The sequence below is a fragment of the Pseudomonas sp. Au-Pse12 genome (assembly GCF_021341665.1).
Taxonomy (GTDB): Bacteria; Pseudomonadota; Gammaproteobacteria; order Pseudomonadales; family Pseudomonadaceae; genus Aquipseudomonas.
On sequence record NZ_JAJTTH010000006.1, the window covers coordinates 336,112 to 356,609 of the forward strand.

Genomic DNA, 20,498 nt, shown 5'->3' on the forward strand with positions numbered 1-20,498 from the left:
GCCTTGCGCATCGGCCTCGCGAGGACTTGCCCCATGAGCCAGCACCACCAACGCGACTGCATCGAAATCCTCATCGAAAAAGCCCGTGGCGGGCAGGTCAGCCGCCGCACCTTCCTCCAGGCCATGGGCCTGCTGGCAGCGGTGCCGCTGGCGCTGCGCAGCGGCATCAGCTGGGCGGCGGACAAGCCCCTGGTGGTGGTCAACTGGGGCGGCGATGCGCTCAAGGCCTTTCGCAGCGCCTGGACCGACAGCTTCACCCAGAGCACCGGCATCCCGGTGCGCATCGACGGCGCCGGCCCCACCGAAGGCGCCATCCGCTCGCAGCTGGCCAGCGGCCGGCCAAGCTGGGACGTGGTGGATGTGGACAGCTACAGCGCCATGACCCTGGGCCGCGACAAGGTCCTGCAACCCCTGGACTACAGCGTGGTGCAACGCGACCTGGTGGCGCCGTCGCTGTCCCACGAGCACGGCATCGCCGGCTACCTGTTCAGCTACGTGATCGCCTGGGACAGCCAGAAATACGGCAACAACGGCCCCAAGGACTGGGCGGATTTCTGGAACGTGGAGAAATTCCCCGGCAAGCGCACCCTCTACAAATGGATGAACGGCATGCTCGAAGCCGCGCTGCTGGCCGATGGCGTGGCCGCCGACCAGTTGTACCCGCTGGACGTGCCCCGAGCCTTGCGCAAGATCGATGAGCTCAAGCCCCACGTCCTGTCGTTCTGGGGCTCGGGCGCGGAAAGCCAGCAACTGATGATCGAAGGCGAAGCCTCCATGGGCGCCATCTGGCACACCCGCGCCACCCTGCTCCACGAGGACAGCGACGGGCGCATCAAATGGGGCTTCGACAATGCCTTCCTCAACGCCAGCAGTTGGGGCGTGCTCAAGGACAACCCGGCGGGCGCCGCGCCGGCCATGCAGTTCATCCAGCACGCCTTGCAGCCGGCCGGCCAGTTGAAGCTGTTCGAAGCCCTGGGCAACGGCCCGTCCAACGCCGCCACCCAGCAACTGATGAGCGCCGAGCAGCGGGAGATCAACTGCGCCTCCGAAGCCAACATGAAGAAGCAGATCTTCCTCAATACCCAGTGGTACGCCGACCACTACTCCAGCACCCTGGAGCAGTACCTGACCCACCTCTCCAAGTGAGCCGTCGACCATGAGTGCAACCCGAACCGCGCGCCTGGAACGCAGCCTGCTGCTGTTCCCGCTGCCGCTGCTGCTGGTGGTGTTCTACCTGTTGCCGTTCTTCGGCGTGGTGAGCTGGAGCTTCACCCTGCCCGAGCCCGGAATCGAGCAGTACCAGCGCATTGCCACGGACCCGGCGATCCACGACATGCTCCTGCGCACCCTGCGCCTGTGCCTGACCGTGAGCCTCCTGGCCCTGGTGATCGGCTACCTGCTGGCCTACTGCTGGGTGTTCAGCCCGCCGTTCTGGCAGCGCATGGTGGAGATCTGCGTGTTCATCCCGTTCTGGATCTCGGTGCTGGTGCGGGCCTTCGGCTGGCTGATCGCCCTGCGCAGCAACGGCGTGGTCAATGACAGCCTGCTGTCCCTGGGCTGGATCGACCACCCGTTGCAGCTGACCCGCAACGAGCTGGGGGTGGTGATCGGCATGCTGCACTTCATGATTCCGTATGCGCTGTTCCCGCTGCTGTCGAGCATGCGCCAGCTGGATCAACGGGTGCTGCTGGCCTCGCGCGGCCTGGGGGCCGGCGCGCTGCGGACCTTCTGGCAAGTGCTGCTGCCGCAGACCCTGCCGGGGCTCTTGGGGGCCTTCATCATGGTCTTCGTGTTCTGCCTGGGCTTTTTCATCACCCCGGTGCTGCTGGGCGGCGGGCAGACGGTGATGATCGCCGAGTACGTGTTCCTGCAGATGTTCCAGACCAGCAACTGGGGCCTGGGCGCGGCCCTGAGCCTGGTGCTGCTGGCCCTGGTCAGCGCGCTGATCTGGCTGCTGCTGCGCGTCACCCGTGTCAATCGACTGGTGGGTTGAGGTCACTATGAATACACATCGCACTGCATTGAGTACCCGGCTGATCGCTGTGGTCGCCATGGCCTTCATGCTGTTCCCGCTGCTGACGGTGATCCCGGTGTCGTTCACCGCCAAGCGCTACCTGTCGATGCCGGACGGCAACTGGTCGCTGCGGCACTATGAGGCGCTGCTGAGCAACCCCGACTGGCTGTCGAGCATCGGCCAGAGCCTGGCGATTGCCAGCGCCACCAGCCTGATCGCCACCTTGCTGGCGGTGAGTTTCAGCCTCGGCATCTGGTACCTGCGCTCGCGCCTGGCGACCCTGCTGATCGGCCTGGTGCTGCTGCCCATGGCCATTCCGCCGGTGATCTCGGCGCTGGTGCTGTACTTCATGGAAACCAACCTCGGGCGCATCGCCCCGGGCTGGGGCTACGACACCTTGCCCGGGGTGGTGATCGCCCACGTGGTGATGGTGGTGCCCTACGGCGTGGTGACCATGCTGGTGGCCCTGAGCCAGGTGGACCGGCGCATCGAGCTGGCTTCGCGCAACCTCGGCGCGAGCCTGATGCAGACCACCTTCCTGGTGATGCTGCCGAACCTCAAGCTGGGGATCTTCTCCACCGCGCTGCTGAGCTTTGCCCTGTCCTGGGAGGAGGTGGCGGTGACCCTGTTCATCACCAGCGTCGACGTCAACACCTTGCCGCGGCGGATCTGGAGCGGCTTGCGGGACAACGTCGACCCCAGCGTGGCGGCGATCTCGGTGCTGCTGATCGGCCTGACCCTGCTGGTGCTCATGGGCCGCCTGGCCCTGCAATACGCCGCCCAGCGCCGCGCCCGCCCCTAGCCACCGCTACGTGGCGAGGGAGCTTGCTCGCGCTCGGGCGCGCAGCGGCCGCAACGCCTGAATCCGTGGTCAGCCTGCAAGATCCGGGATTCAGGCATTGGGCCGGCTTCGCCAGCCAGCGGGAGCAAGCTCCCTCGCCACGGTGCCCACCCTCCTCCTTGCCAACCTCCTCGGCTATCGGCCTTCGAGCTGACCGAAGTCATGCCCCGCGCCCACGGTTTTGTCCGATAGTGCGCCGCTCGCTGCACCCGGTTGCCCAGGCTCTTCTAGACTCAATGAGTGGTCGTATTCGGAACTGAGCAAGTCGCTTTCGTGCGGATCAATCAGAGGCAGCGTGTCAAGCTGCCCTTTATGCCCTGAACAGGTGCGGCAACGACCGCGCCGGGTACAACAAGATGCCCATTCAGGGTGCATGGCCAACGGCCTGAAACGCCGCGCTACCGTGACGTGGCAACCAGTGTCGCAGCCGACACTTTCGGACAGCCGACAACCACCAGGTGTGTCCGTGACCGTGAGGAATTGCTGTATGCCTGATGAAACACTGCACCTGCCGTTGATCCACGCCCTGCTGGAGCGTCACAAGGGCTCCCCGGGCGCGCTGTTGCCGATTCTCCACCAGATTCAGCAGGAGCTCGGCTACGTCCCCGATCTGGCCGTCCCGGACATCGCCCATGCGCTCAATCAGAGCCAGGCGGAAGTGCGCGGGGTGATCAGCTTCTACCATGATTTCCGCACCGCGCCGCCGGCGCGGCACATCCTGCGCCTGTGCCGTGCCGAGTCCTGCCAGAGCCGCGGCTCCGAGCAGCTGGCGGCGCAATTGCGCGAGCGCCTGCAGCTGGATGACCACGGCAGCAGCGCCGACGGTTCCATCAGCCTGCGACCGGTGTATTGCCTGGGGGCCTGTGCCTGTTCGCCGGCCCTGGAACTGGACGGGCAACTGCACGCCCGGGTCAGCGCCGAACGCCTGGATGCGCTGCTGGACAGCTGCCGGGAGGACGCGTGATGCCGAGCCTCTATCTGCCCTGTGATTCCCTGGCCCGGGCCGTGGGCGCCGACGCGGTGGCCGCCGCCATCGCCGCCCAGGCCGAACAGCGCCACCTGCCGCTGCAACTGCAACGCACCAGCTCCCGTGGCCTGTACTGGCTGGAGCCGCTTTTGGAAGTCGACACCCCGGACGGGCGCCTGGGCTTTGGCCCGCTGAGCGTCGCCGACGTGCCTTCGTTGCTCGATGCCCTGCAAGGCGATCCCGCCAGCCATCCCCTGGCCCTGGGCCGGGTGGAAGACCTGCCCTATCTGAAAAGCCAGCAACGCTTGCTGTTCGCCCGCGCCGGTATTACCCGGCCGCTGTCCCTGGCGGACTATCGGGCCCATGGCGGCTTCGAGGGGCTGGACCGTTCCATCGCCCTGGGCGGTGAGCAGACCGTGGCCGCGGTGCTCGATTCCGGCCTGCGTGGCCGTGGCGGCGCGGCGTTCCCCGCCGGGATCAAATGGCGCACCGTGCGCGACACGCCGCCGCAGCAGAAGTACGTGGTGTGCAACGCCGACGAAGGCGACTCCGGCACCTTCGCCGACCGCATGCTGATGGAAGGCGACCCGTTCCTGCTGATCGAAGGCATGGCCATTGCCGGCCTCGCGGTCGGCGCCAGCTACGGCTACATCTACGTGCGCTCGGAATACCCACAGGCGGTGGCGACCCTGCGCGAGGCCCTGGACATCGCCCGGGATGCCGGTTACCTCGGGGCCAATGCCGGCGGCAGCGGCCAGGCCTTCGACCTGGAAGTACGGGTCGGCGCCGGGGCCTATATCTGCGGCGAGGAAACCGCCCTGCTGGACTCCCTGGAAGGCAAGCGCGGCATCGTCCGCGCCAAGCCGCCGATCCCGGCGTTGCAAGGCCTGTTCGGCCAGCCGACCCTGGTGCACAACGTGCTGACCCTGGCCTCGGTGCCGCTGATCCTGGAAAAGGGCGCGGCCTTCTATCGCGACTACGGCATGGGCCGCTCCCTGGGCACCATGCCCTTTCAACTGGCGGGCAACGTGCGTCATGGTGGCCTGGTGGAACGGGCCTTCGGCCTGACCCTGCGCGAGCTGGTGGAAGGCTACGGCGGCGGCACTGCCAGCGGCCGGCCGCTGAAGGCCGCGCAAGTGGGCGGCCCTCTTGGCGCCTGGGTGCCGCCGGCGCAGTTCGATACGCCGCTGGATTACGAAGCCTTCGCCGCCATGGGCGCGATGCTCGGCCACGGCGGCGTGGTGGTCGCCGATGACAGCCTGGACATGGCCCACATGGCGCGCTTCGCCCTGCAATTCTGCGCCGAGGAATCCTGCGGCAAATGCACCCCGTGCCGCATCGGTTCGACCCGCGGCGTGGAGGTCATCGACCGCCTGCTGGCCGCGCCACAGGCCGAGGATCGCCAGACCCAGGCGATCATCCTCAAGGACCTGTGCGACACCCTGCAATACGGCTCGCTGTGCGCCCTGGGCGGGATGACGTCCTACCCGGTGGCCAGCGCCCTGAAGCACTTCCCCGCCGACTTCGGTCTGGCGCCCTCGGAGGCCGAGCAATGATCAGCATTTTCGACCCAGCCACAGACATCGACCTCAATGCCGTGGACTTCGGCACCCCGGCCCGCGACAGCCAGGTGCAGGTCAGCCTGAACATCGACGGGCGCAGCATCAGCGTGCCCCAGGGCACTTCGGTAATGCGCGCCGCAGCCCTGATGGGCACCACCATCCCCAAACTCTGCGCCACCGACAGCCTGGAAGCCTTCGGCTCGTGCCGCATGTGCCTGGTGGAGATCGACGGCATGCGCGGCTACCCGGCCTCCTGCACCACCCCGGTCAGCGAAGGCATGGTGGTGCATACGCAAACACCGAAGCTGGCGACCCTGCGGCGTAACGTGATGGAGCTGTACATCTCCGACCACCCGCTGGACTGCCTGACCTGCTCGGCCAACGGCAACTGCGAACTGCAGACCGTGGCCGGCCAGGTGGGCCTGCGGGAAGTGCGCTACGGCTATGACGGCGCCAACCACCTGCAAGACCAGAAAGACACCTCCAACCCCTACTTCGACTACGACCCGAGCAAGTGCATCGTCTGCAACCGCTGCGTGCGCGCCTGCGAGGAAACCCAGGGCACCTTCGCCCTGACCATCAGCGGCCGCGGCTTCGAATCCCGGGTCGCGGCGGCCGGTGGCGACAACTTCCTGGACTCCGAATGCGTGTCCTGCGGTGCCTGTGTGCAAGCCTGCCCCACCGCGACCCTGATGGAAAAAAGCGTGGTGGAAATGGGCCAGCCGGAACGCGCGGTGATCACCACCTGTGCCTACTGCGGGGTCGGCTGCTCGTTCCGCGCCGAGATGAAGGGCGACCAACTGGTGCGCATGGTCCCGGACAAGAACGGCCAGGCCAACCACGGCCACTCCTGCGTCAAGGGTCGCTTCGCCTGGGGCTACGCCACCCACCCGGACCGCATCACCAAACCGATGATCCGCAAGCACATCAGCGACCCGTGGCAGGAAGTCAGCTGGGACGAAGCGGTGACCTACGCCGCCAGCGAGCTGCGGCGCATCCAGTTCAAGTACGGCCGCGACTCCATCGGCGGCATCACTTCCAGCCGCTGCACCAACGAAGAGACTTACCTGGTGCAGAAACTGGTGCGGGCGGCCTTCGGCAACAACAACGTCGACACCTGCGCCCGCGTCTGCCATTCACCCACCGGCTACGGCCTCAAGCAGACCCTGGGGGAGTCCGCCGGCACCCAGAGCTTCGACTCGGTGATGCAGGCCGATGTGATCCTGGTGATGGGCGCCAACCCCAGCGACGCGCACCCGGTGTTCGGCTCCCAGCTCAAGCGGCGCCTGCGTGAAGGGGCCAAGCTGATCGTCATCGACCCGCGACGCATCGACCTGGTGGACTCGGTGCACGCCCGCGCCGAACTGCACCTGGCCCTGCGCCCGGGCACCAACGTGGCCATGCTCAATGCCCTGGCCCATGTGATCGTTACCGAGGGCCTGGTCAACCAGGCATTCGTCGAAGCCCGCTGCGAGCCGGAAGCCTTCGCCCAGTGGAGCGCCTTCGTCAGCCGCGCCGACAACTCGCCGGAAGTGCTCGGCGCCATCTGTGGCGTGCCCGCCGCCGATATCCGCGCCGCCGCGCGCTTGTACGCCACCGGCGGCAACGCGGCGATCTACTACGGCCTGGGCGTCACCGAACACAGCCAGGGCAGCACCTCGGTGATGGGCATTGCCAACCTGGCCATGGCCACCGGCAACATCGGTCGTGAAGGGGTGGGCGTGAACCCGCTGCGGGGCCAGAACAACGTCCAGGGCTCCTGCGACATGGGCTCCTTCCCCCACGAGCTGCCGGGCTACCGGCACATCTCCAACCAGACCGTGCGCCAGGAGTTCGAGCAGGCCTGGAACGTCACCCTGCAAGCCGACCCCGGGCTGCGCATTCCCAACATGTTCGAAGCGGCCCTGGGCGGCAGCTTCAAGGGCCTGTACTGCCAGGGCGAGGACATCGCCCAGAGCGACCCCAACACCCAGCACGTGACCGCCGCCCTGTCGGCCATGGAATGCGTGGTGGTGCAGGACATCTTCCTCAACGAAACCGCCAAGTTCGCCCATGTGTTCCTGCCGGGCAGCTCGTTCCTGGAAAAGGACGGCACCTTCACCAACGCCGAACGGCGCATCTCGCGGGTGCGCAAGGTCATGGAACCGCTGGGTGGCAAGGCCGACTGGGAAGGCACCCTGGCCCTGGCGGCGGCCCTGGGCTACCCGATGCACTACAGCCATCCCTCGGAAATCATGGATGAAATCGCCCGCCTGACCCCGACCTTCACCGGTGTCAGCTACGCCAGCCTGGACCGTCACGGCAGCCTGCAATGGCCGTGCAACGACGCCGCCCCGGACGGCACGCCGACCATGCACATCGACGAATTCGTGCGCGGCAAGGGGCGCTTCATGCTCACCGGCTACGTGCCCACCGACGAGAAGGTCAACAGCCGCTACCCGCTGCTGCTGACCACCGGCCGGATCCTCAGCCAGTACAACGTCGGCGCCCAGACCCGGCGCACCGACAACGTTGCCTGGCACGCCGAGGACCGCCTGGAAATCCACCCCACCGACGCCGAGAGCCGGGGCATCAACGAAGGCGACTGGGTCGGCATCGGCAGCCGCGCCGGGCAGACCGTGCTGCGCGCCCGGGTCACCGAGCGGGTGGCACCGGGGGTGGTCTACACCACCTTCCACTTCCCCGAGTCGGGGGCCAACGTGATCACCACCGACAACTCCGACTGGGCCACCAACTGTCCGGAGTACAAGGTCACGGCGGTGGAAGTCAGCCGCGTCTACCACCCTTCCGAATGGCAGAAGCGCTACCAGGCATTCAGCGACGAACAGCATCGCCTGCTGGACAAGCGCGGCCGCTCCCGAGATGGCAAGGCGGAGATGCGCCGATGAGCACCGCCAACCTGATCAAGATGGCCAACCAGATCGCCTCGTACTTTGCCAACGAGCCGGATCAGGCACAGGCGGTGCTCAGCGTGCGCAACCACATGCAGATGTTCTGGACCCCGGCCATGCGCAAGGAACTGCTGGCCTGGCAGACCGAGCAGCAAGGCGCCGAACTGCACCCACTGGTGCAGCAAGCGCTGCGCGACACCGGCTGGGAGGCCTGAACCCGCACGCCCCGGCTTGTTGCAGCAGGCCGGGGATCCTGCAGCGGCTCAGTTACCCGGGCATTTTCTGTCCACCGGTGGCTTGGCCTGGAGCGCCAGCGGCATCACCGCCCCCGGCTTGCCCAGAGGCAACAGCTGGTACACCGCAAAGGCACACATCGCTGCGGTTTCACCACTGGCCTGGGGGATGTAGTTCAGGCCGACGTAGGCTTCGTAACTCTTGCCCGGCTCGAACACCACCACCTTCTTCACCTCAGGACAGGTGCGATAGGTGCTGCCGGATCCAGCGGCCGACACCCCACCTCCTTCCAGCAAAAAAGGCCGCCCCGCCGGCACCCGATACTCGGTGACAATCTCGTGGTACGCGCCCTCTCCCATGCGGATCGAGCCAACGTAGGCCGGCAGCTTCGGCGCGAAGCGCGGCAGCATGTCGATCTGCCGCGGCTGCAACGGAAACTGCGGGTAATTGATATTGGCTTGCTGATTACTGCCAAAACGCCCGGCCTTGGCCAGGCGCTTGCTGTCCCCCAGGCAACCGGCATAAGCCTCCCCACGCACCTCACCGTTGGTGATCACCCGCAACTGCGCGGTTGGCACACTCAGGGGTGGTTCCGAATAGGGCAGCACCGGTTTGACACTGCAAGCACCGAGCAACGACAGCAGCGCCAGCAAGGTGATATTTCTGGGTTTCATGACTGATCTTTCCTTTATTTGAAGCGGCATGAGCGGCTGAGCAGGCTATCGGCCGCGTGCCGGCAGTCTTCACTGGAACATCCCCTCATCGCGCATGAACCTTGAGTGCCGGGGAACACTGCGCACACAGCCCGCACAGGCCCATGCAAAAATAGTCAGATTTCAGGGGTTTACAGAACCCCGCCAATCGCTATAATCGTCGCCCTAACACGCCGGTATAGCTCAGTTGGTAGAGCAACTGACTTGTAATCAGTAGGTCCCGGGTTCGACTCCTGGTGCCGGCACCATACAAAACGAAGCCCCTGCAGAAATGCAGGGGCTTTGTTGTTTCTGGGGCCTGGGTGATGCCCTAGCCCCCCCTGTTCAAGTTATCCACAGCCGTAGACAGGAAGAACAACGGCTGTCGATGAAGCAACGCCCCGCCCCGCGTCAGTGGGCCCCCTCACCGGCCGCAAGGGCCTTGGTCCCCAATAGCACTCAGCGTCCACAAATTCCTTTGCCTTTTTATCCTTGAGCCCCATCTGCACACGGCACAGCGTGGCCCCTGATCTTGTCGCTGAATCACGCATTGTTTTAACGTGCTGCCGTTAGTACGACCTGAGCAAAAAATTGCGCTAGTGTTTCCCTGCGGCCCAGGACGGTTTTCACGTGCATTGCCTTAAACAGGGGGCGAAGGCTCATGACGAATGCAACGCCCTCGATCAAACTCAGCACGCTTCAACAAATAGCGCCCTATCTGAGCATGCGCGGGGTGTCGCCGCTGGAGTTCTTCCGGCGCTACGGTATTTCCCCGCATGTCTTTCAATACCCTGATGCCTGGGTGCCGCGAGCGACCTGCTTTCATATTGCCAATGAAATGGCCGCCATCGCCCAGGACCCCTTCGGCGGGGCAACGGTGGGGCACCTGATCGAGGTGCGTTCACTCGGTGCCTGGGGCGAGCTGATCTTGGGTTCGACCAACCTCGCTCAAGCTTGTGCGGTGGCGTCGATCCATACGGACTTACTGCATCAGGGAGGAGAGGTAAAAATCATCACCGAAGGCCGTACGACAAAACTCATCCATCGATTTACCGGGCAGCACGGGGCGGATCCGAAGCAGGTCATTCTCGGCACGCTGGCGCTGCTCAGAAAAGTACCGCTCATGTCCGGTGAGCCTGGCGCCATACGCGTGCATCTGCAAAACCCAAGGGAACGAGGAGATGAGGCGCTGGAGGAATACCTGGGGCCCCACCTGGAAATGAACGCGCAGTACAACATGATCGAATTCGACCGTGAGTTGCTCGACACGCCCCTGCAACCCGCTCGGGACGATGCCTGGAAAGTCACCGAAGCCTTGAGGTCGACCGTGGCCGCCGCCGGCGTGCTCAGCGAGCGGATCGCGGATCAGGATCAATCCAAACTGGGCGTGATCTCAAGGAACGTGGGGCTGTCTACTCGAACATTGCAGCGGCGCCTTAAATCCTGCGGTATCGACTTCGAAGACTTGCGTGACGAGACTCGCCGCAGTGAAGCACTTCAACTCATTGCCAGCGGTCGATACACCGCGACCGAAATTGCCTACAGGGTGGGCTACAGCGATCAAGCTCACTTCACCCGTGCCTTCAAGCGTTGGACCGGGAGTTCACCGTCGCACTACCGCGCCCTCTTGAAACGCGATCGCTAACTGGCTCTTCAACCTTTCTCGCCCCCCCTTACTCCCTGCAACTGACTGACTTCAAAGTTCGTCTTCGCGGCACGCACTCGCTTGGTTTTTGGCACCAAATGGCAAGTTTCCAGCGGGGCCTTCTTATAAAGTTTGAAAAACTGATGCCCACTTAAAAGCCCACGAGGTTTAAATGTCCTGTTCATCCACGGCGTGCATTGTCGCTCTGACATTGGCAACTTTCGGCAGTGTTAATGCCCAGTCGTCCACTGATACGACGCTCTTGGTGGGGGTCGACAATTTTATCCGTGCCGAGTCCGACCTCTACATGGGCAAGACCGTCGCGGATGGCGGCCTGGGTCGGTTTGTGCATAACCGCGAACCGGTTCCCATCGACGCTCAGAATGTCATCCGCATGAATCGCGACACGCTGTATTCGTCGGCCGTGTTCGACCTCGATGCTGGCCCGGTCACCATCACGTTGCCTGAGGCCGGCAAGCGGTTCATGTCGATGCAAGTGGTCAATGAAGACCACTACGTACCCGCGGTCATCTACGGTGCCGGCGACCATAGGCTGACGAAAGAGGTGATCGGTACCCGCTATGTCTTCGTCGCCGTCCGCCTGTTCTTCGATCCCACGGAGCGCAAGGACCTTGAGCAGGTGCATGTGCTGCAGGACGCAATCAGGGTCAGCCAGGCCAAGGTCGGGGAATTCGTGGTGCCCAAGTGGGATCAGGCCAGCCAGAAACAGGTGCGCGATGCCCTGGCGGTCCTGGGTTCGACGATACCCAACTACAACCAGTCCTTTGGCCCCAAGGGCAGGGTCAATCCGATCCATCACCTGATCGGCACAGCAACCGGCTGGGGCGGAAACCCCAGCAAGGACGCCATCTACCTCGGCGGCGTGATACCGCGCAACGATGGGAAAACCGTTTACCGTCTCAAGGTGGGGCAGGTGCCGGTCAACAGTTTCTGGTCCGTGAGTGTTTACAACGCCGACGGCTACTTCCAGAAAAACCCTTCTGATGTCTATTCGCTGAATAACCTCACGGCCAAAAAAAGTGATGACGGCTCGATTGTCATCCAGTTCGGGGCTTGCGACGCCAAGATCGTCAATTGCCTGCCGACCACGCCCGGTTGGAACTATACGGTCAGGCTCTATCGGCCAAGCAACGAAATACTCAGTGGCCAGTGGAGTTTTCCCCAGCCGCAGCCCATCGGGCTCTAGTCAAGGCATCCACTAAGAAGTGCTGAAACTTATACACAAGCGCAAACGCTGCCACGCCCGATAGTGCCCATCAAGTCGGGGGGCATCTCTGACTTGAAGCGTTCTACACCAAAGGAAATAAACAATGACAACCCAAGGTGCTTACAACTTCTTGCTGCATCAATTGCTGTTCATTAGCGCCTTGGCGACGGTGTTGCCGGCACAGGCGGAGGATGCAAGCGGCGCTGCGTCCGTGACGGTAGGCGGCGGATTGGCCGTGGGCCCTTTGTACGAAGGCTCCTCACGGTACGCCGCCTTCCCCTCACTGAAACTCAAGGCGGTCTTGCCGACCCAAGACTGGGGCACCTTTACCGCGGCCTTCCCGGAGGGGCTGCGTTGGGACTTGCCGGGGCTCTCGCCTTTTGGGGTGGCGCTGCTGGTCGGCTATGACCAGGGGCGCAAGGAGCGGATTCATACCCTGGACGGCCGTGACGATTACCTGAAGGGCATGGGCAACCTGGACAGCACCGCCCTGGTGGGGGCCGAAGCCTACTGGATCCTGCCGGCCGGCCGCCTGTTCGTGCGCGGCCTGCAATCGACCCAGGACCGCAACTACGGTGGCGAACGCCTGGGGCGTACCGCCTACCTGGAAGCCGGAGTCGCCACGGCGTACCCGCTGTCTTCGACCTTGACCCTGGACTCGACGCTGTACGGCACCTGGAGCAATGAGAACGACATGATGGCGCGCTTTGGCGTCACCGCTCAGCAAGCCGCCCGCACCCGGTTCGATGAATACCACCCGGGAGGCGGAATGCGCGACGTGACCCTGAAGCTGGGCCTCACCTGGCAATGGCAGCCACAGCTGGCACTGGAAGGCGGTATCAAGACCTACGCCCTGGTCGCCGACGCCCGCGACAGCCCGCTGACGGGCGAGAAAGTCGGCGCCGGGGCCTATCTGAATGCCCTGTACCGCTTCTGATCAACCCCCGGCCCCACGCGACGTAGAGAAGGAAACAGTCGATGAAAAAAGTACATGAACCCTGGGGGGTGACGCTGTCCCTGGCCGGCTTGCTTTGGCCCGGGCTGGTGCTTGCCGACGATGCCGCCACAACCGTCACGGACCCTCATTTCAAGCTGGCTCCAGGCTACCTGGCCCCGGCCGACTTGCCGTTGCGCCTGGCGCTGCTCGGCGCACCGCCCAAGCCTGGCTCCGCAGCACTGGCACGGGATGAAGAAGCACGGCATGCGGCGCTGGCGCTGCGCGGCAGCGCCCGGGAAAAACTCGCGGCAACGGATGCCGAACTGTCATTCCCAGGCCCGGCGCACACCTTCTCCTGCGCGCTGGGCACGCCCATCACCGAGCAAGGCACCCCGCATCTTTATAGCTTGATGCAACGCACCCTGACCGATGCCGGCGGCTCCACCTACGCCGGGAAGAATGCCTACAACCGGACCCGGCCCTTCGTGGTGCATGACGAAGGAACGTGCCGCAAGGACATGGAGCCACTGCTGCGCACGGACGGTTCCTGGCCGTCCGGCCACTCCGCGGCGGGCTGGGCCTGGGGCCTGGTCCTGGCCGAGATCAATCCTGCACGCGCCACGGAGTTGATGACCCGTGGCCTGGCATACGGCCAGAGCCGGGTGATCTGCGACGCACACTGGCAGAGCGACGTGGATGCCGGGCGCATCATGGGCGCCGCCACGGTGGCGAGCCTGCACGCCAATCCGGCGTTCCTGGCGGACTTGGCGGCAGCGAAGGAGGAGGTCAAGGCGGCGCAAAAGGCCGGTCTGAAGCCTACGCAAGACTGTAGGGCCGAGGACGTGGCGCTCGCGCTGACTCAGCACTGACCGGAGAAACACCATGATGCACCGTCCTTCCCCTCGTTCGTCATCACGGCTCAGGCACACCCGCCTGGCGCTGCTGCTCAGCGCGTTCAGCGCCGCCGGCTCCAGCCTGCCAAGCGTGGCCATGGCAGCGGACGATGACCATTGGCAGTTCAACGGCGGGCCTTACCTGTGGGGCGCCGGAATCCGCGGGCATGTCGGCCACCGCAGCACCGGCACCCAGTTCATCAAGTCCGACTTCTCGGACATCGCGCGCAGCGTCGACCTGTCGGTGATGCTGATGGGCGAGGCACGCCGCGGGCCCTACAGCGTGCTCGCCGACCTGATGTACATCGACACCGATACTCGCAACCGCCTGCCTGCCGGCGCCCCGGCGTCCAAGCTGGAGGTGGAAAGCAAGACCGCCTCGGGCTTCCTCGGCGGCGGCTACCAGGTGCTGGGGGATGACCAGCATCGGCTGGACATCGCAGGGGGCGTGCGCGTCTGGTACAGCAGCACCAGCATCACCCTGCACGGCGGACCGGCTGCCGGTCTGTCCGGGTCTGACAAGGCGACCTGGGCCGACGCAATGGCGGGACTGCGCGGACACTATGCCGTGAGTGAGCGCTTCTGGTTGTCGTCATGGGCAATGGCGGGCGCGGGGCAGTCGCGGGAAGACTGGGACCTGACCGCGCTGGCGGGCTGGGAGTTCCTGCCGGGATTTTCCGCGGTGGCCGGCTACCGGGCCATGGGGGTGAATTATCGCCATGACGGGTTTGTCTACGACATCGTCCAGAAGGGACCACTGCTGGGGATCAGCGGGCTCTTCTGAGGGCGTCATCGCCAAACGCCCACGCAACTCCCGGAACGCTCACTGCCCGCCTTTGCCAAGCAGGGGCACGGTTTCCACTTCCAGCATCAGCAAGACCATTGCCGTCAACTCGGCATCGGACTTGCGGCTTCCATAGAGGTCATGCAGGGCTTTGGCGAAGGGGATGCGCAGGTCCTGGTTTTCTTCGCGGGCGCTTTCGCCGTCTTGCATCAGTTCGCCGATGGCTCGCAATACAGCCGCTTGCCACCGAGCGGTGGTCCTCGGACCATCGCCGGTGGTGGCAAGCAGCTGGTCCTTCACCAACTGACGCAGGGCGGGTTCCCGCAGCGGCCTAGGCGGCCTTGGCTTGTGAGTGGTCTTTGACATGCCGGACGATACTCAACGTTTCCTGCTGGAACTGCTCATAGTCAATTTGCTGGGCATTGATAAACGTGCTGCCCATCATGGTCAATGCGCCCATGAAGCTGGCTTCGGATATTTCTTCGTCGCTCGCGCCAAACAACCGCGCAGCTTCCGTATGGAACAGGGCGCAATACTTGCAGCGGGTCGCCCCGGACACTGCCAGACCTATCAACTCTTTATATTTATTAGGAATCTTGGTCTCAGCCAGCCAAAAATCCCGTGCCATTCCCCAGAATCCATTCGCCCCGCCTTCCGGCATCTGCTTGATCCACTCAGGTACCTGGCCCAGGGCCTGCTCAATTTCCCGATAGGTATCACGAACATCCACTTGACACCTCCTTGCCTCTGCAACGACCTGTGCTTCAGAGGTACAGATTCAGTCTAGTACTCAGCCGGTGACGCAAGCGCCGGCAGCTGGGCTGAACCGGCGGTACGGGTTTAAACCTCGTAAAAACAAGAGGATGGGTTTAGATTTTTTCGGCCGCGATGAGCGCCCCCTCAGTACCCATAGTTCTCAAGCCTGTCGGGCTGGCCCGATGGCAATCGCAAGCTTCTGCTCGGGTCGAGAAGTGCATGGGGAGGCGCCCTGGGGTCCAGGCAGAAACACGAAGCGCCTGTGGCTTCAGGTGCCTGCAGCAGCACCGCAGCAAATTGCCGCAAGTTCTCCCGAACAATGGCTCTTCATGATCAAATAGCCGCCGATTTCCGCTGCATGCAGGCAAAACATGAAGCCCTTCGCCGTATCGATCCTGACCCTGTTGCTCCACTCCATGCTGTTTAGCGCACCGGCCATGGCTGGCGATGCCGAAGCCGGCGCCAAGCTGTTCAAGCGCCTGTGCAGCGGCTGCCACAACATCGGCCCTTCGGTACGCAGCTCGTTCGGGCCGCAGCTCAATGGCATCATCGACCGCCCGGCCGGCAGCGCCGCGGACTACCAGTATTCGACGGCCATGAAGTCGTCGGGCATCGTCTGGAGCCGGGACAAACTCATCCAGTACCTGGAAGATCCGAAGGCCGTGGTGCCCGGCACCCGGATGATTTTCTGGGGGCTGAGCGATGAGGAAAAAATCGATAACCTGCTGGCCTATCTGCAGACGTTCCCGACCCCCTGATGGGTTCCCGACAAGGATGTTTTGATGAAGCTCCCGTTACTCTCGCTGGCGGCCTTGGGCCTCGCTCTGGGCGTGTTCGCGCCGCACTCGCACGCCGCCGGCTTCGACTGTGCCAAAGCCACGACCCTGGTGGAAAAGACCGTCTGCGCCACGCCGAGCCTGTCCGCCCGCGACGACGAGATGAGCCGCCAGTACCAGGCACTGAAACACTTGCAGGTGTTCCGGCTGCTGCAAAGCCACTGGCTAAAAAACACCCGCAACAATTGCCCTGACACCGATTGCCTGGAGTCGGTCTACCGGGCCCAGGTGAAGATGTTGACGCTGTTGCCGATTCCGCCCGAGCCCGCCCCAGAGGCATTGCGCCCACTGGCTCCCGGCGGGGCCTACCTGGTCTATGACCCGGACGACTGGCAGAACTTCACCCTGGCGACCTTCAACTCCATGCTGCCACAGGGCGACCAGCAGATCGTCGACGCTCAGGTGATTGCCGGGGTGCTGCACGTGGTGCTGTTTGTCGGGCGCTACCAGCAGGGGCGACCGGCGTATGTCGGCACGCTGTACGAGTACGCCGATGACCAGCCGGGCCTGCACCCCATCGCCCAGGACATCGCCTTCGCCGGCTGGGCCAACCCCGGGGCCAATGACCAGGGACCGCGCTACGCCGGAATCGCCGACGGCCTGTTCTACTACCGCGAACAGCAGGCGGGCGGCCTGCAGCAAAGCATGGTCTACCGCCTGGGCTCGCGCAGCGCGCCGCACAGCACCCAGCAGGTGTTCCAGGTCGGCTCCAACACCTTGATGCATGCTCGAGCACGGGTGGAGCAGGACCTCAACCGCGACAGCAGCGAGCTGTCCCTGACCTATGACCGCGCCAACGCCGGCAGCTATTCGGAGAACATCACCGAACACAATCAGCCCGACGCCGGATGGGCCATCGTCAACCCGACCTGGAGCACCACGCGCCCGGTGCTGTACTTCGACAATGAAGGCCCGCGGGCCTGTATCTGGCGGGTCGATATCCGCGGCAAGGAATTGTCGAAGATCGTTGTCGAGCACGACGCCATGTCGGCCCGGCCAGTGGATATCCATGGCCGTGAAGCGGTGGTCTACCTACAGGGCAATCAGCTGAAGTTCGCCATCAATCCGGACGACTGAAGGGCCGCGCCGAAAAATGAAAAAGGCTCGCGATCAGGCGAGCCTTTTTTTATTGCATCGACAGCCCTGTACCTAGGGCAGCGTAATACGGTACTCGGCCAGCTTGGCCTGGTGCTGCGGTTCGACGTACTTCTGGTTCACCCGCTTGGCGAACTGGGTAAAGTCAGCGCGGGCATCGTCGGTCAGGCCCAGTTTTTCGTAGGCCAGGCCCCGGTGGTAGAAGGCCCAGGCATAGTCCGGCTGCTTCAACAGGCCGGTGCTGTACGCCTCCGCGGCCTCGCGGTAGCGGCCCAGGTCGTACAGCGTCTGGCCCAGATGGTAGTAGGTCGGCATGTTGAAGCCGCTGCCCTTGCCCGCCTCGCCCAGGTTGCCATCGAGGTTGGACTGCACCAGTTCCAGAGCCTTTTGCGGGTTGCCCGCTTCACGATACAGGCGGCTCAGGTCGAGCACCGCACGGGCATCGGGCTTGGGCCCCAGTTCGATGGATTTTTCCTTGGCAGCGATGGCTTCCGGGTAACGCTTGAAGCTCGCGTAGGCATCGGATTTCAACCAGTACACCAGGCTCTGCATGGGCTGGCTCAGCTGGTTTTTCTCAAGGCACAGGTCGGCCTCTTGCAGCACCACGTCAAATTTCTCGGCCTTGGAGGCCTGGCCCACCAGGCGGCAGTGGGCATAGTTGACCTGGTCCTGGCTCTGCAGGCTGGCGCAGCCGGTCACGGCCAGGGCACACACAAGCAGGATCGACCCGCGTACAGACAATAAAGGCATGTTGTTCAATCCAGCAGATGGGCGTTGAGGTCAGGGCGGTAGACTTGCAGCAGCGGCGCGGTGACCGTGCCCTGCAAGCTGCAGAAGATCGTGGTGCGGCCGGCAATCGGAGCGCTGCGGGTGCCTTTGTCGATGCTCAGCACCCGCTCGACGTAACCGAATGGCGTGGCCACCCCGCCACCCGCCAGGCCTTCGGTACGCCAGGCGTCGATGGGGTCGCCAACCCGGCGGATCTCCACCCGGGTCATGGCGCTGCGGTCTGCCTTCAGGCGGCTGTTGTCCACCAGCAGCGGCTTGAGCGCTGCGGCTACGTCCTTGGGTTCGCCCTCGGCAATGAACCCCCAGAACAGCAGGTTGCCCACCGACGGCAGCGACTGGGCTTCGTTGTAATAGCCCACCAGGCGCACACCGTTGACCAGCAGCGGCTGTGCAAAGGCCTGGTAGCGACCGCCCTCTTGCAAGGGGTCCATGACCTTGGGCGCACTCACCGCGCCGTACCGGGCCAGGGTCAAGGTAGCGGCCGGCAGTTGGGCCGTGTTCAAACTCTGGAAGAACTGTGCGTCGCAACGGGAGAACTGGCTCAGCAACTGCTCGGGAGCAGTCGCTGGCTGGCCGTGGGCAATGCTGGCGACGCCCAGCAGGCACAGGCCGGATAGCAGGGTACGGAACATCGAAATCATCCGTGACGGGAAAGGGGAGCGGACTGTAACAAGATTGATATCGACCAACCACTCGCCGAAAATACCGGCGCCATATGACCTGGCCATTCATGACCGAGGGCACAAAAAAGCCCCGAACCAGTCGGGGCTTCTTGCGTTGCGGCCACCTGCAATCAGGCGGTGATCAGGCGTTCATCAGAACACGTTGATCGGGTAGTCGACGAACACACGCAGTTCGTTGCCGCTGTCGTTGTAATCGCTGGATTTCTGCGATACACGCAGGATCGAGCTACGTACCTTGACGCTCAGGTCCTTGGCCGGGCCGCTCTGCACCACGTACTTGAGCTGGTTGAAGATTTCCCGCTCGGTGCCGCCGGTGGAGGTCGAGGTGGTGATGTTGTCGCCACGCACGTAGGCCACGTTGTAGGTCAGGCCCGGTACGCCGAAGGCGCCGAAGTCCAGACCGTAGCCCAGCTGCCAGCTGCGCTCGTCTTCAGCGTTGAAGTCGGACCAGTAGGAGTTGGCCAGGTAGATGGTGTTGCCACCGTCACCCACGCGGTTCTGACCACGCTGGTAGCCGCCGTAGGCATAGCCCAGGTGGCTGTCGCCGGTGCTGCGCTGGTGCGCCAGAGTGAACGAGTGCGGGCCCATGGCGTAGGTGGCCGCCAGGCTCCAGATCTTGTTGTCCTGGCCACCGGCGCCGGCGTCTTTGGCGTAGGCCTTGTCCAGCTTGGTCTGGTAACCGTTGAAGTCCAGGGTCAGGGACCGGTCGGTGGCCAGCGGGAACACGTAGTTCAGGTTGACGTATTGCTTCTTCAGCACGTCTTCGACGTCGGAAGCGTACAGCGCGCCCTTGAACTGCTCGGTGAACTGGTAGCTACCGCCCAATACGTTGATCGACTTCAGGCCACCGCTGTCACGACCTTCGGCGCTCTTGCGCGATTCGGCGGTGAAACGACCGGCGTTCAGCTCCAGGCCCTTGATCTCCTTGGAGGTGATCAGGGTACCGGTGTAGCTTTCCGGCAGCAGGCGCGAGTTGTCGTAGTTCAGTACCGGCAGCGCCGGCATCTGGTCACCGTAGGTCAGGACGGTGTTGGACAGGCGGAACTTGACCGCGGCGCCGGCCTTGGCCAGGTCGCCCGCAGGGGTCTGGTTGCCGTGTTCGCTGCGCTTGAAGAAGTCGATACCCTGGCCGCCGCTGTGGCTGCCTTTGTCCAGACGCAACGCGTACAGACCGAAGGCATCCACACCCACGCCGACGGTGCCTTGGGTGAAGCCCGACGAGAAAGTACCGATGGCCGCTTGGCCCCACTCGCGCTGGTCGTCGTTGCCGTCTTTCTTGTCACGGTTGATATAGGCGTTGCGCAGCAGCACTTTCAGGCTGCTGTCTTCAACAAAACCCTTGGCGTCGGCCTGGCCGTCGGCCATGGCTTGTGTAGCGCTCAAAATCCCCAGTGCAATCAAGCAGATCCGCTGTTTAAACATCTTATTTTCCTTATTACGGTTTGAGACGCGCTGTGAGCTCTGCGGCGACGGCGTTTGAACGCTCTTTTACCGCCGAAACAAAAAAGCCCGACCGCGAGTGATCGCGGCGGGCCTTTTATTATTTTGAAATATGGCTCTTGGCCACAGGCGTTGGGGCGAATCCTATCTGCGCCCTTAACAACGTGTCAATTTCGTGAATCGTCTTTGAATAGCTGAAAATATTCTAAGA

At 63.8% G+C, this 20,498-nt stretch carries 20 protein-coding genes and 1 tRNA gene; 15 read left to right on the top strand and 6 right to left on the bottom strand.

What is annotated here, in order from left to right:
* Window positions 1-33 precede the first annotated feature (33 nt).
* From LXM55_RS19125 to LXM55_RS19155, 7 genes are all read left to right on the top strand, one after another.
* Window positions 34-1,146: an ABC transporter substrate-binding protein gene (locus LXM55_RS19125; protein ID WP_233321817.1), complete on the top strand. Its 1,113-nt coding sequence runs from the start codon at window positions 34-36 to the stop codon at window positions 1,144-1,146.
* Window positions 1,147-1,156: 10 nt separating this feature from the next.
* Entirely contained in the window at window positions 1,157-1,993 is an 837-nt protein-coding gene (locus LXM55_RS19130; RefSeq protein ID WP_233321818.1) for an ABC transporter permease, read from the top strand.
* 7 nt (window positions 1,994-2,000) lie between these two features.
* Window positions 2,001-2,816 carry an ABC transporter permease gene (locus LXM55_RS19135; protein WP_047335440.1) on the top strand — a complete coding sequence of 272 codons (816 nt, stop codon included), beginning with the start codon at window positions 2,001-2,003 and terminating at the stop codon, window positions 2,814-2,816.
* Between the two features lie 526 nt (window positions 2,817-3,342).
* Window positions 3,343-3,819, top strand: a complete 477-nt coding sequence (locus tag LXM55_RS19140; protein WP_233321819.1) for a formate dehydrogenase subunit gamma — start codon at window positions 3,343-3,345, stop codon at window positions 3,817-3,819.
* On the top strand, window positions 3,819-5,378 hold the full coding sequence (locus LXM55_RS19145) for an NADH-ubiquinone oxidoreductase-F iron-sulfur binding region domain-containing protein (RefSeq protein ID WP_233321820.1): 1,560 nt from the start codon (window positions 3,819-3,821) through the stop codon (window positions 5,376-5,378). Before LXM55_RS19140 ends, LXM55_RS19145 begins: the two co-directional genes overlap by 1 nt.
* Entirely contained in the window at window positions 5,375-8,272 is a 2,898-nt protein-coding gene (gene fdhF, locus LXM55_RS19150) for a formate dehydrogenase subunit alpha (protein ID WP_233321821.1), read from the top strand. The genes LXM55_RS19145 and fdhF overlap by 4 nt, the downstream gene beginning before the upstream one ends.
* Complete coding sequence (locus LXM55_RS19155; RefSeq protein ID WP_233321822.1) at window positions 8,269-8,490, top strand: formate dehydrogenase subunit delta; 222 nt, start codon at window positions 8,269-8,271, stop codon at window positions 8,488-8,490. Before fdhF ends, LXM55_RS19155 begins: the two co-directional genes overlap by 4 nt.
* Before the next feature lie 48 nt (window positions 8,491-8,538).
* Here the strand turns inward: LXM55_RS19155 and LXM55_RS19160 are convergent, their stop codons facing one another.
* Window positions 8,539-9,183 (bottom strand): amidase, encoded by a 645-nt coding sequence (locus LXM55_RS19160; protein ID WP_233321823.1) that lies wholly within the window; start codon window positions 9,181-9,183, stop codon window positions 8,539-8,541.
* Between the two features lie 211 nt (window positions 9,184-9,394).
* On the opposite strand from LXM55_RS19160, the gene LXM55_RS19165 reads away from it, so the two are divergent.
* From LXM55_RS19165 to LXM55_RS19190, 6 genes are all read left to right on the top strand, one after another.
* Window positions 9,395-9,470: transfer RNA gene (locus LXM55_RS19165), tRNA-Thr, on the top strand.
* Between the two features lie 392 nt (window positions 9,471-9,862).
* Window positions 9,863-10,846, top strand: coding sequence for a helix-turn-helix domain-containing protein (locus LXM55_RS19170; protein ID WP_233321824.1), 984 nt, complete (start codon window positions 9,863-9,865; stop codon window positions 10,844-10,846).
* Between the two features lie 172 nt (window positions 10,847-11,018).
* Window positions 11,019-12,053, top strand: coding sequence for a DUF1214 domain-containing protein (locus tag LXM55_RS19175; protein WP_233321825.1), 1,035 nt, complete (start codon window positions 11,019-11,021; stop codon window positions 12,051-12,053).
* Window positions 12,054-12,177: 124 nt separating this feature from the next.
* Complete coding sequence (locus tag LXM55_RS19180; RefSeq protein WP_233321826.1) at window positions 12,178-13,011, top strand: MipA/OmpV family protein; 834 nt, start codon at window positions 12,178-12,180, stop codon at window positions 13,009-13,011.
* Between the two features lie 41 nt (window positions 13,012-13,052).
* Complete coding sequence (locus LXM55_RS19185) at window positions 13,053-13,880, top strand: acid phosphatase (RefSeq protein ID WP_233321827.1); 828 nt, start codon at window positions 13,053-13,055, stop codon at window positions 13,878-13,880.
* Between the two features lie 13 nt (window positions 13,881-13,893).
* Complete coding sequence (locus tag LXM55_RS19190; RefSeq protein ID WP_233321828.1) at window positions 13,894-14,688, top strand: hypothetical protein; 795 nt, start codon at window positions 13,894-13,896, stop codon at window positions 14,686-14,688.
* Between the two features lie 39 nt (window positions 14,689-14,727).
* Here LXM55_RS19190 and LXM55_RS19195 read toward each other — a convergent pair whose 3' ends face one another.
* Together LXM55_RS19195 and LXM55_RS19200 are read right to left on the bottom strand one after the other, a co-directional pair.
* Window positions 14,728-15,054: a hypothetical protein gene (locus LXM55_RS19195; protein ID WP_233321829.1), complete on the bottom strand. Its 327-nt coding sequence runs from the start codon at window positions 15,052-15,054 to the stop codon at window positions 14,728-14,730.
* Window positions 15,020-15,418 carry a carboxymuconolactone decarboxylase family protein gene (locus tag LXM55_RS19200; RefSeq protein WP_233321830.1) on the bottom strand — a complete coding sequence of 133 codons (399 nt, stop codon included), beginning with the start codon at window positions 15,416-15,418 and terminating at the stop codon, window positions 15,020-15,022. The genes LXM55_RS19195 and LXM55_RS19200 overlap by 35 nt, the downstream gene beginning before the upstream one ends.
* A 397-nt stretch (window positions 15,419-15,815) precedes the next feature.
* Here LXM55_RS19200 and LXM55_RS19205 point away from each other — a divergent pair, with 397 nt between their 5' ends.
* Together LXM55_RS19205 and LXM55_RS19210 are read left to right on the top strand one after the other, a co-directional pair.
* On the top strand, window positions 15,816-16,202 hold the full coding sequence (locus LXM55_RS19205; protein WP_233321831.1) for a c-type cytochrome: 387 nt from the start codon (window positions 15,816-15,818) through the stop codon (window positions 16,200-16,202).
* Window positions 16,203-16,226: 24 nt separating this feature from the next.
* A complete protein-coding gene (locus LXM55_RS19210) occupies window positions 16,227-17,357 on the top strand; it encodes a lysozyme inhibitor LprI family protein (RefSeq protein ID WP_233321832.1) in 1,131 nt (376 codons plus the stop codon).
* 72 nt (window positions 17,358-17,429) lie between these two features.
* Here LXM55_RS19210 and LXM55_RS19215 read toward each other — a convergent pair whose 3' ends face one another.
* The 3 genes from LXM55_RS19215 to LXM55_RS19225 all read right to left on the bottom strand — a co-directional run bounded on the left by LXM55_RS19215 (window position 17,430) and on the right by LXM55_RS19225 (window position 20,269).
* Window positions 17,430-18,125: a tetratricopeptide repeat protein gene (locus tag LXM55_RS19215; RefSeq protein ID WP_233321833.1), complete on the bottom strand. Its 696-nt coding sequence runs from the start codon at window positions 18,123-18,125 to the stop codon at window positions 17,430-17,432.
* 5 nt (window positions 18,126-18,130) lie between these two features.
* A complete protein-coding gene (locus tag LXM55_RS19220) occupies window positions 18,131-18,796 on the bottom strand; it encodes a hypothetical protein (RefSeq protein WP_233321834.1) in 666 nt (221 codons plus the stop codon).
* Window positions 18,797-18,979: 183 nt separating this feature from the next.
* A complete protein-coding gene (locus tag LXM55_RS19225) occupies window positions 18,980-20,269 on the bottom strand; it encodes an OprD family porin (RefSeq protein ID WP_233321835.1) in 1,290 nt (429 codons plus the stop codon).
* Window positions 20,270-20,498: the final 229 nt, after the last annotated feature.

Excerpts from the sequence above, each read along its gene's own strand:
- LXM55_RS19125 (WP_233321817.1), top strand. The coding sequence starts at position 34 with ATGAGCCAGCACCACCAACGCGACTGCATCGAAATCCTCATCGAAAAA.
- LXM55_RS19130 (WP_233321818.1), top strand. The coding sequence starts at position 1,157 with ATGAGTGCAACCCGAACCGCGCGCCTGGAACGCAGCCTGCTGCTGTTC.
- LXM55_RS19135 (WP_047335440.1), top strand. The coding sequence starts at position 2,001 with ATGAATACACATCGCACTGCATTGAGTACCCGGCTGATCGCTGTGGTC.
- LXM55_RS19140 (WP_233321819.1), top strand. The coding sequence starts at position 3,343 with ATGCCTGATGAAACACTGCACCTGCCGTTGATCCACGCCCTGCTGGAG.
- LXM55_RS19145 (WP_233321820.1), top strand. The coding sequence starts at position 3,819 with ATGCCGAGCCTCTATCTGCCCTGTGATTCCCTGGCCCGGGCCGTGGGC.
- fdhF (WP_233321821.1), top strand. The coding sequence starts at position 5,375 with ATGATCAGCATTTTCGACCCAGCCACAGACATCGACCTCAATGCCGTG.
- LXM55_RS19155 (WP_233321822.1), top strand. The coding sequence starts at position 8,269 with ATGAGCACCGCCAACCTGATCAAGATGGCCAACCAGATCGCCTCGTAC.
- LXM55_RS19160 (WP_233321823.1), bottom strand. The coding sequence starts at position 9,183 with ATGAAACCCAGAAATATCACCTTGCTGGCGCTGCTGTCGTTGCTCGGT.
- LXM55_RS19170 (WP_233321824.1), top strand. The coding sequence starts at position 9,863 with ATGACGAATGCAACGCCCTCGATCAAACTCAGCACGCTTCAACAAATA.
- LXM55_RS19175 (WP_233321825.1), top strand. The coding sequence starts at position 11,019 with ATGTCCTGTTCATCCACGGCGTGCATTGTCGCTCTGACATTGGCAACT.
- LXM55_RS19180 (WP_233321826.1), top strand. The coding sequence starts at position 12,178 with ATGACAACCCAAGGTGCTTACAACTTCTTGCTGCATCAATTGCTGTTC.
- LXM55_RS19185 (WP_233321827.1), top strand. The coding sequence starts at position 13,053 with ATGAAAAAAGTACATGAACCCTGGGGGGTGACGCTGTCCCTGGCCGGC.
- LXM55_RS19190 (WP_233321828.1), top strand. The coding sequence starts at position 13,894 with ATGATGCACCGTCCTTCCCCTCGTTCGTCATCACGGCTCAGGCACACC.
- LXM55_RS19195 (WP_233321829.1), bottom strand. The coding sequence starts at position 15,054 with ATGTCAAAGACCACTCACAAGCCAAGGCCGCCTAGGCCGCTGCGGGAA.
- LXM55_RS19205 (WP_233321831.1), top strand. The coding sequence starts at position 15,816 with ATGAAGCCCTTCGCCGTATCGATCCTGACCCTGTTGCTCCACTCCATG.
- LXM55_RS19210 (WP_233321832.1), top strand. The coding sequence starts at position 16,227 with ATGAAGCTCCCGTTACTCTCGCTGGCGGCCTTGGGCCTCGCTCTGGGC.
- LXM55_RS19215 (WP_233321833.1), bottom strand. The coding sequence starts at position 18,125 with ATGCCTTTATTGTCTGTACGCGGGTCGATCCTGCTTGTGTGTGCCCTG.
- LXM55_RS19220 (WP_233321834.1), bottom strand. The coding sequence starts at position 18,796 with ATGTTCCGTACCCTGCTATCCGGCCTGTGCCTGCTGGGCGTCGCCAGC.
- LXM55_RS19225 (WP_233321835.1), bottom strand. The coding sequence starts at position 20,269 with ATGTTTAAACAGCGGATCTGCTTGATTGCACTGGGGATTTTGAGCGCT.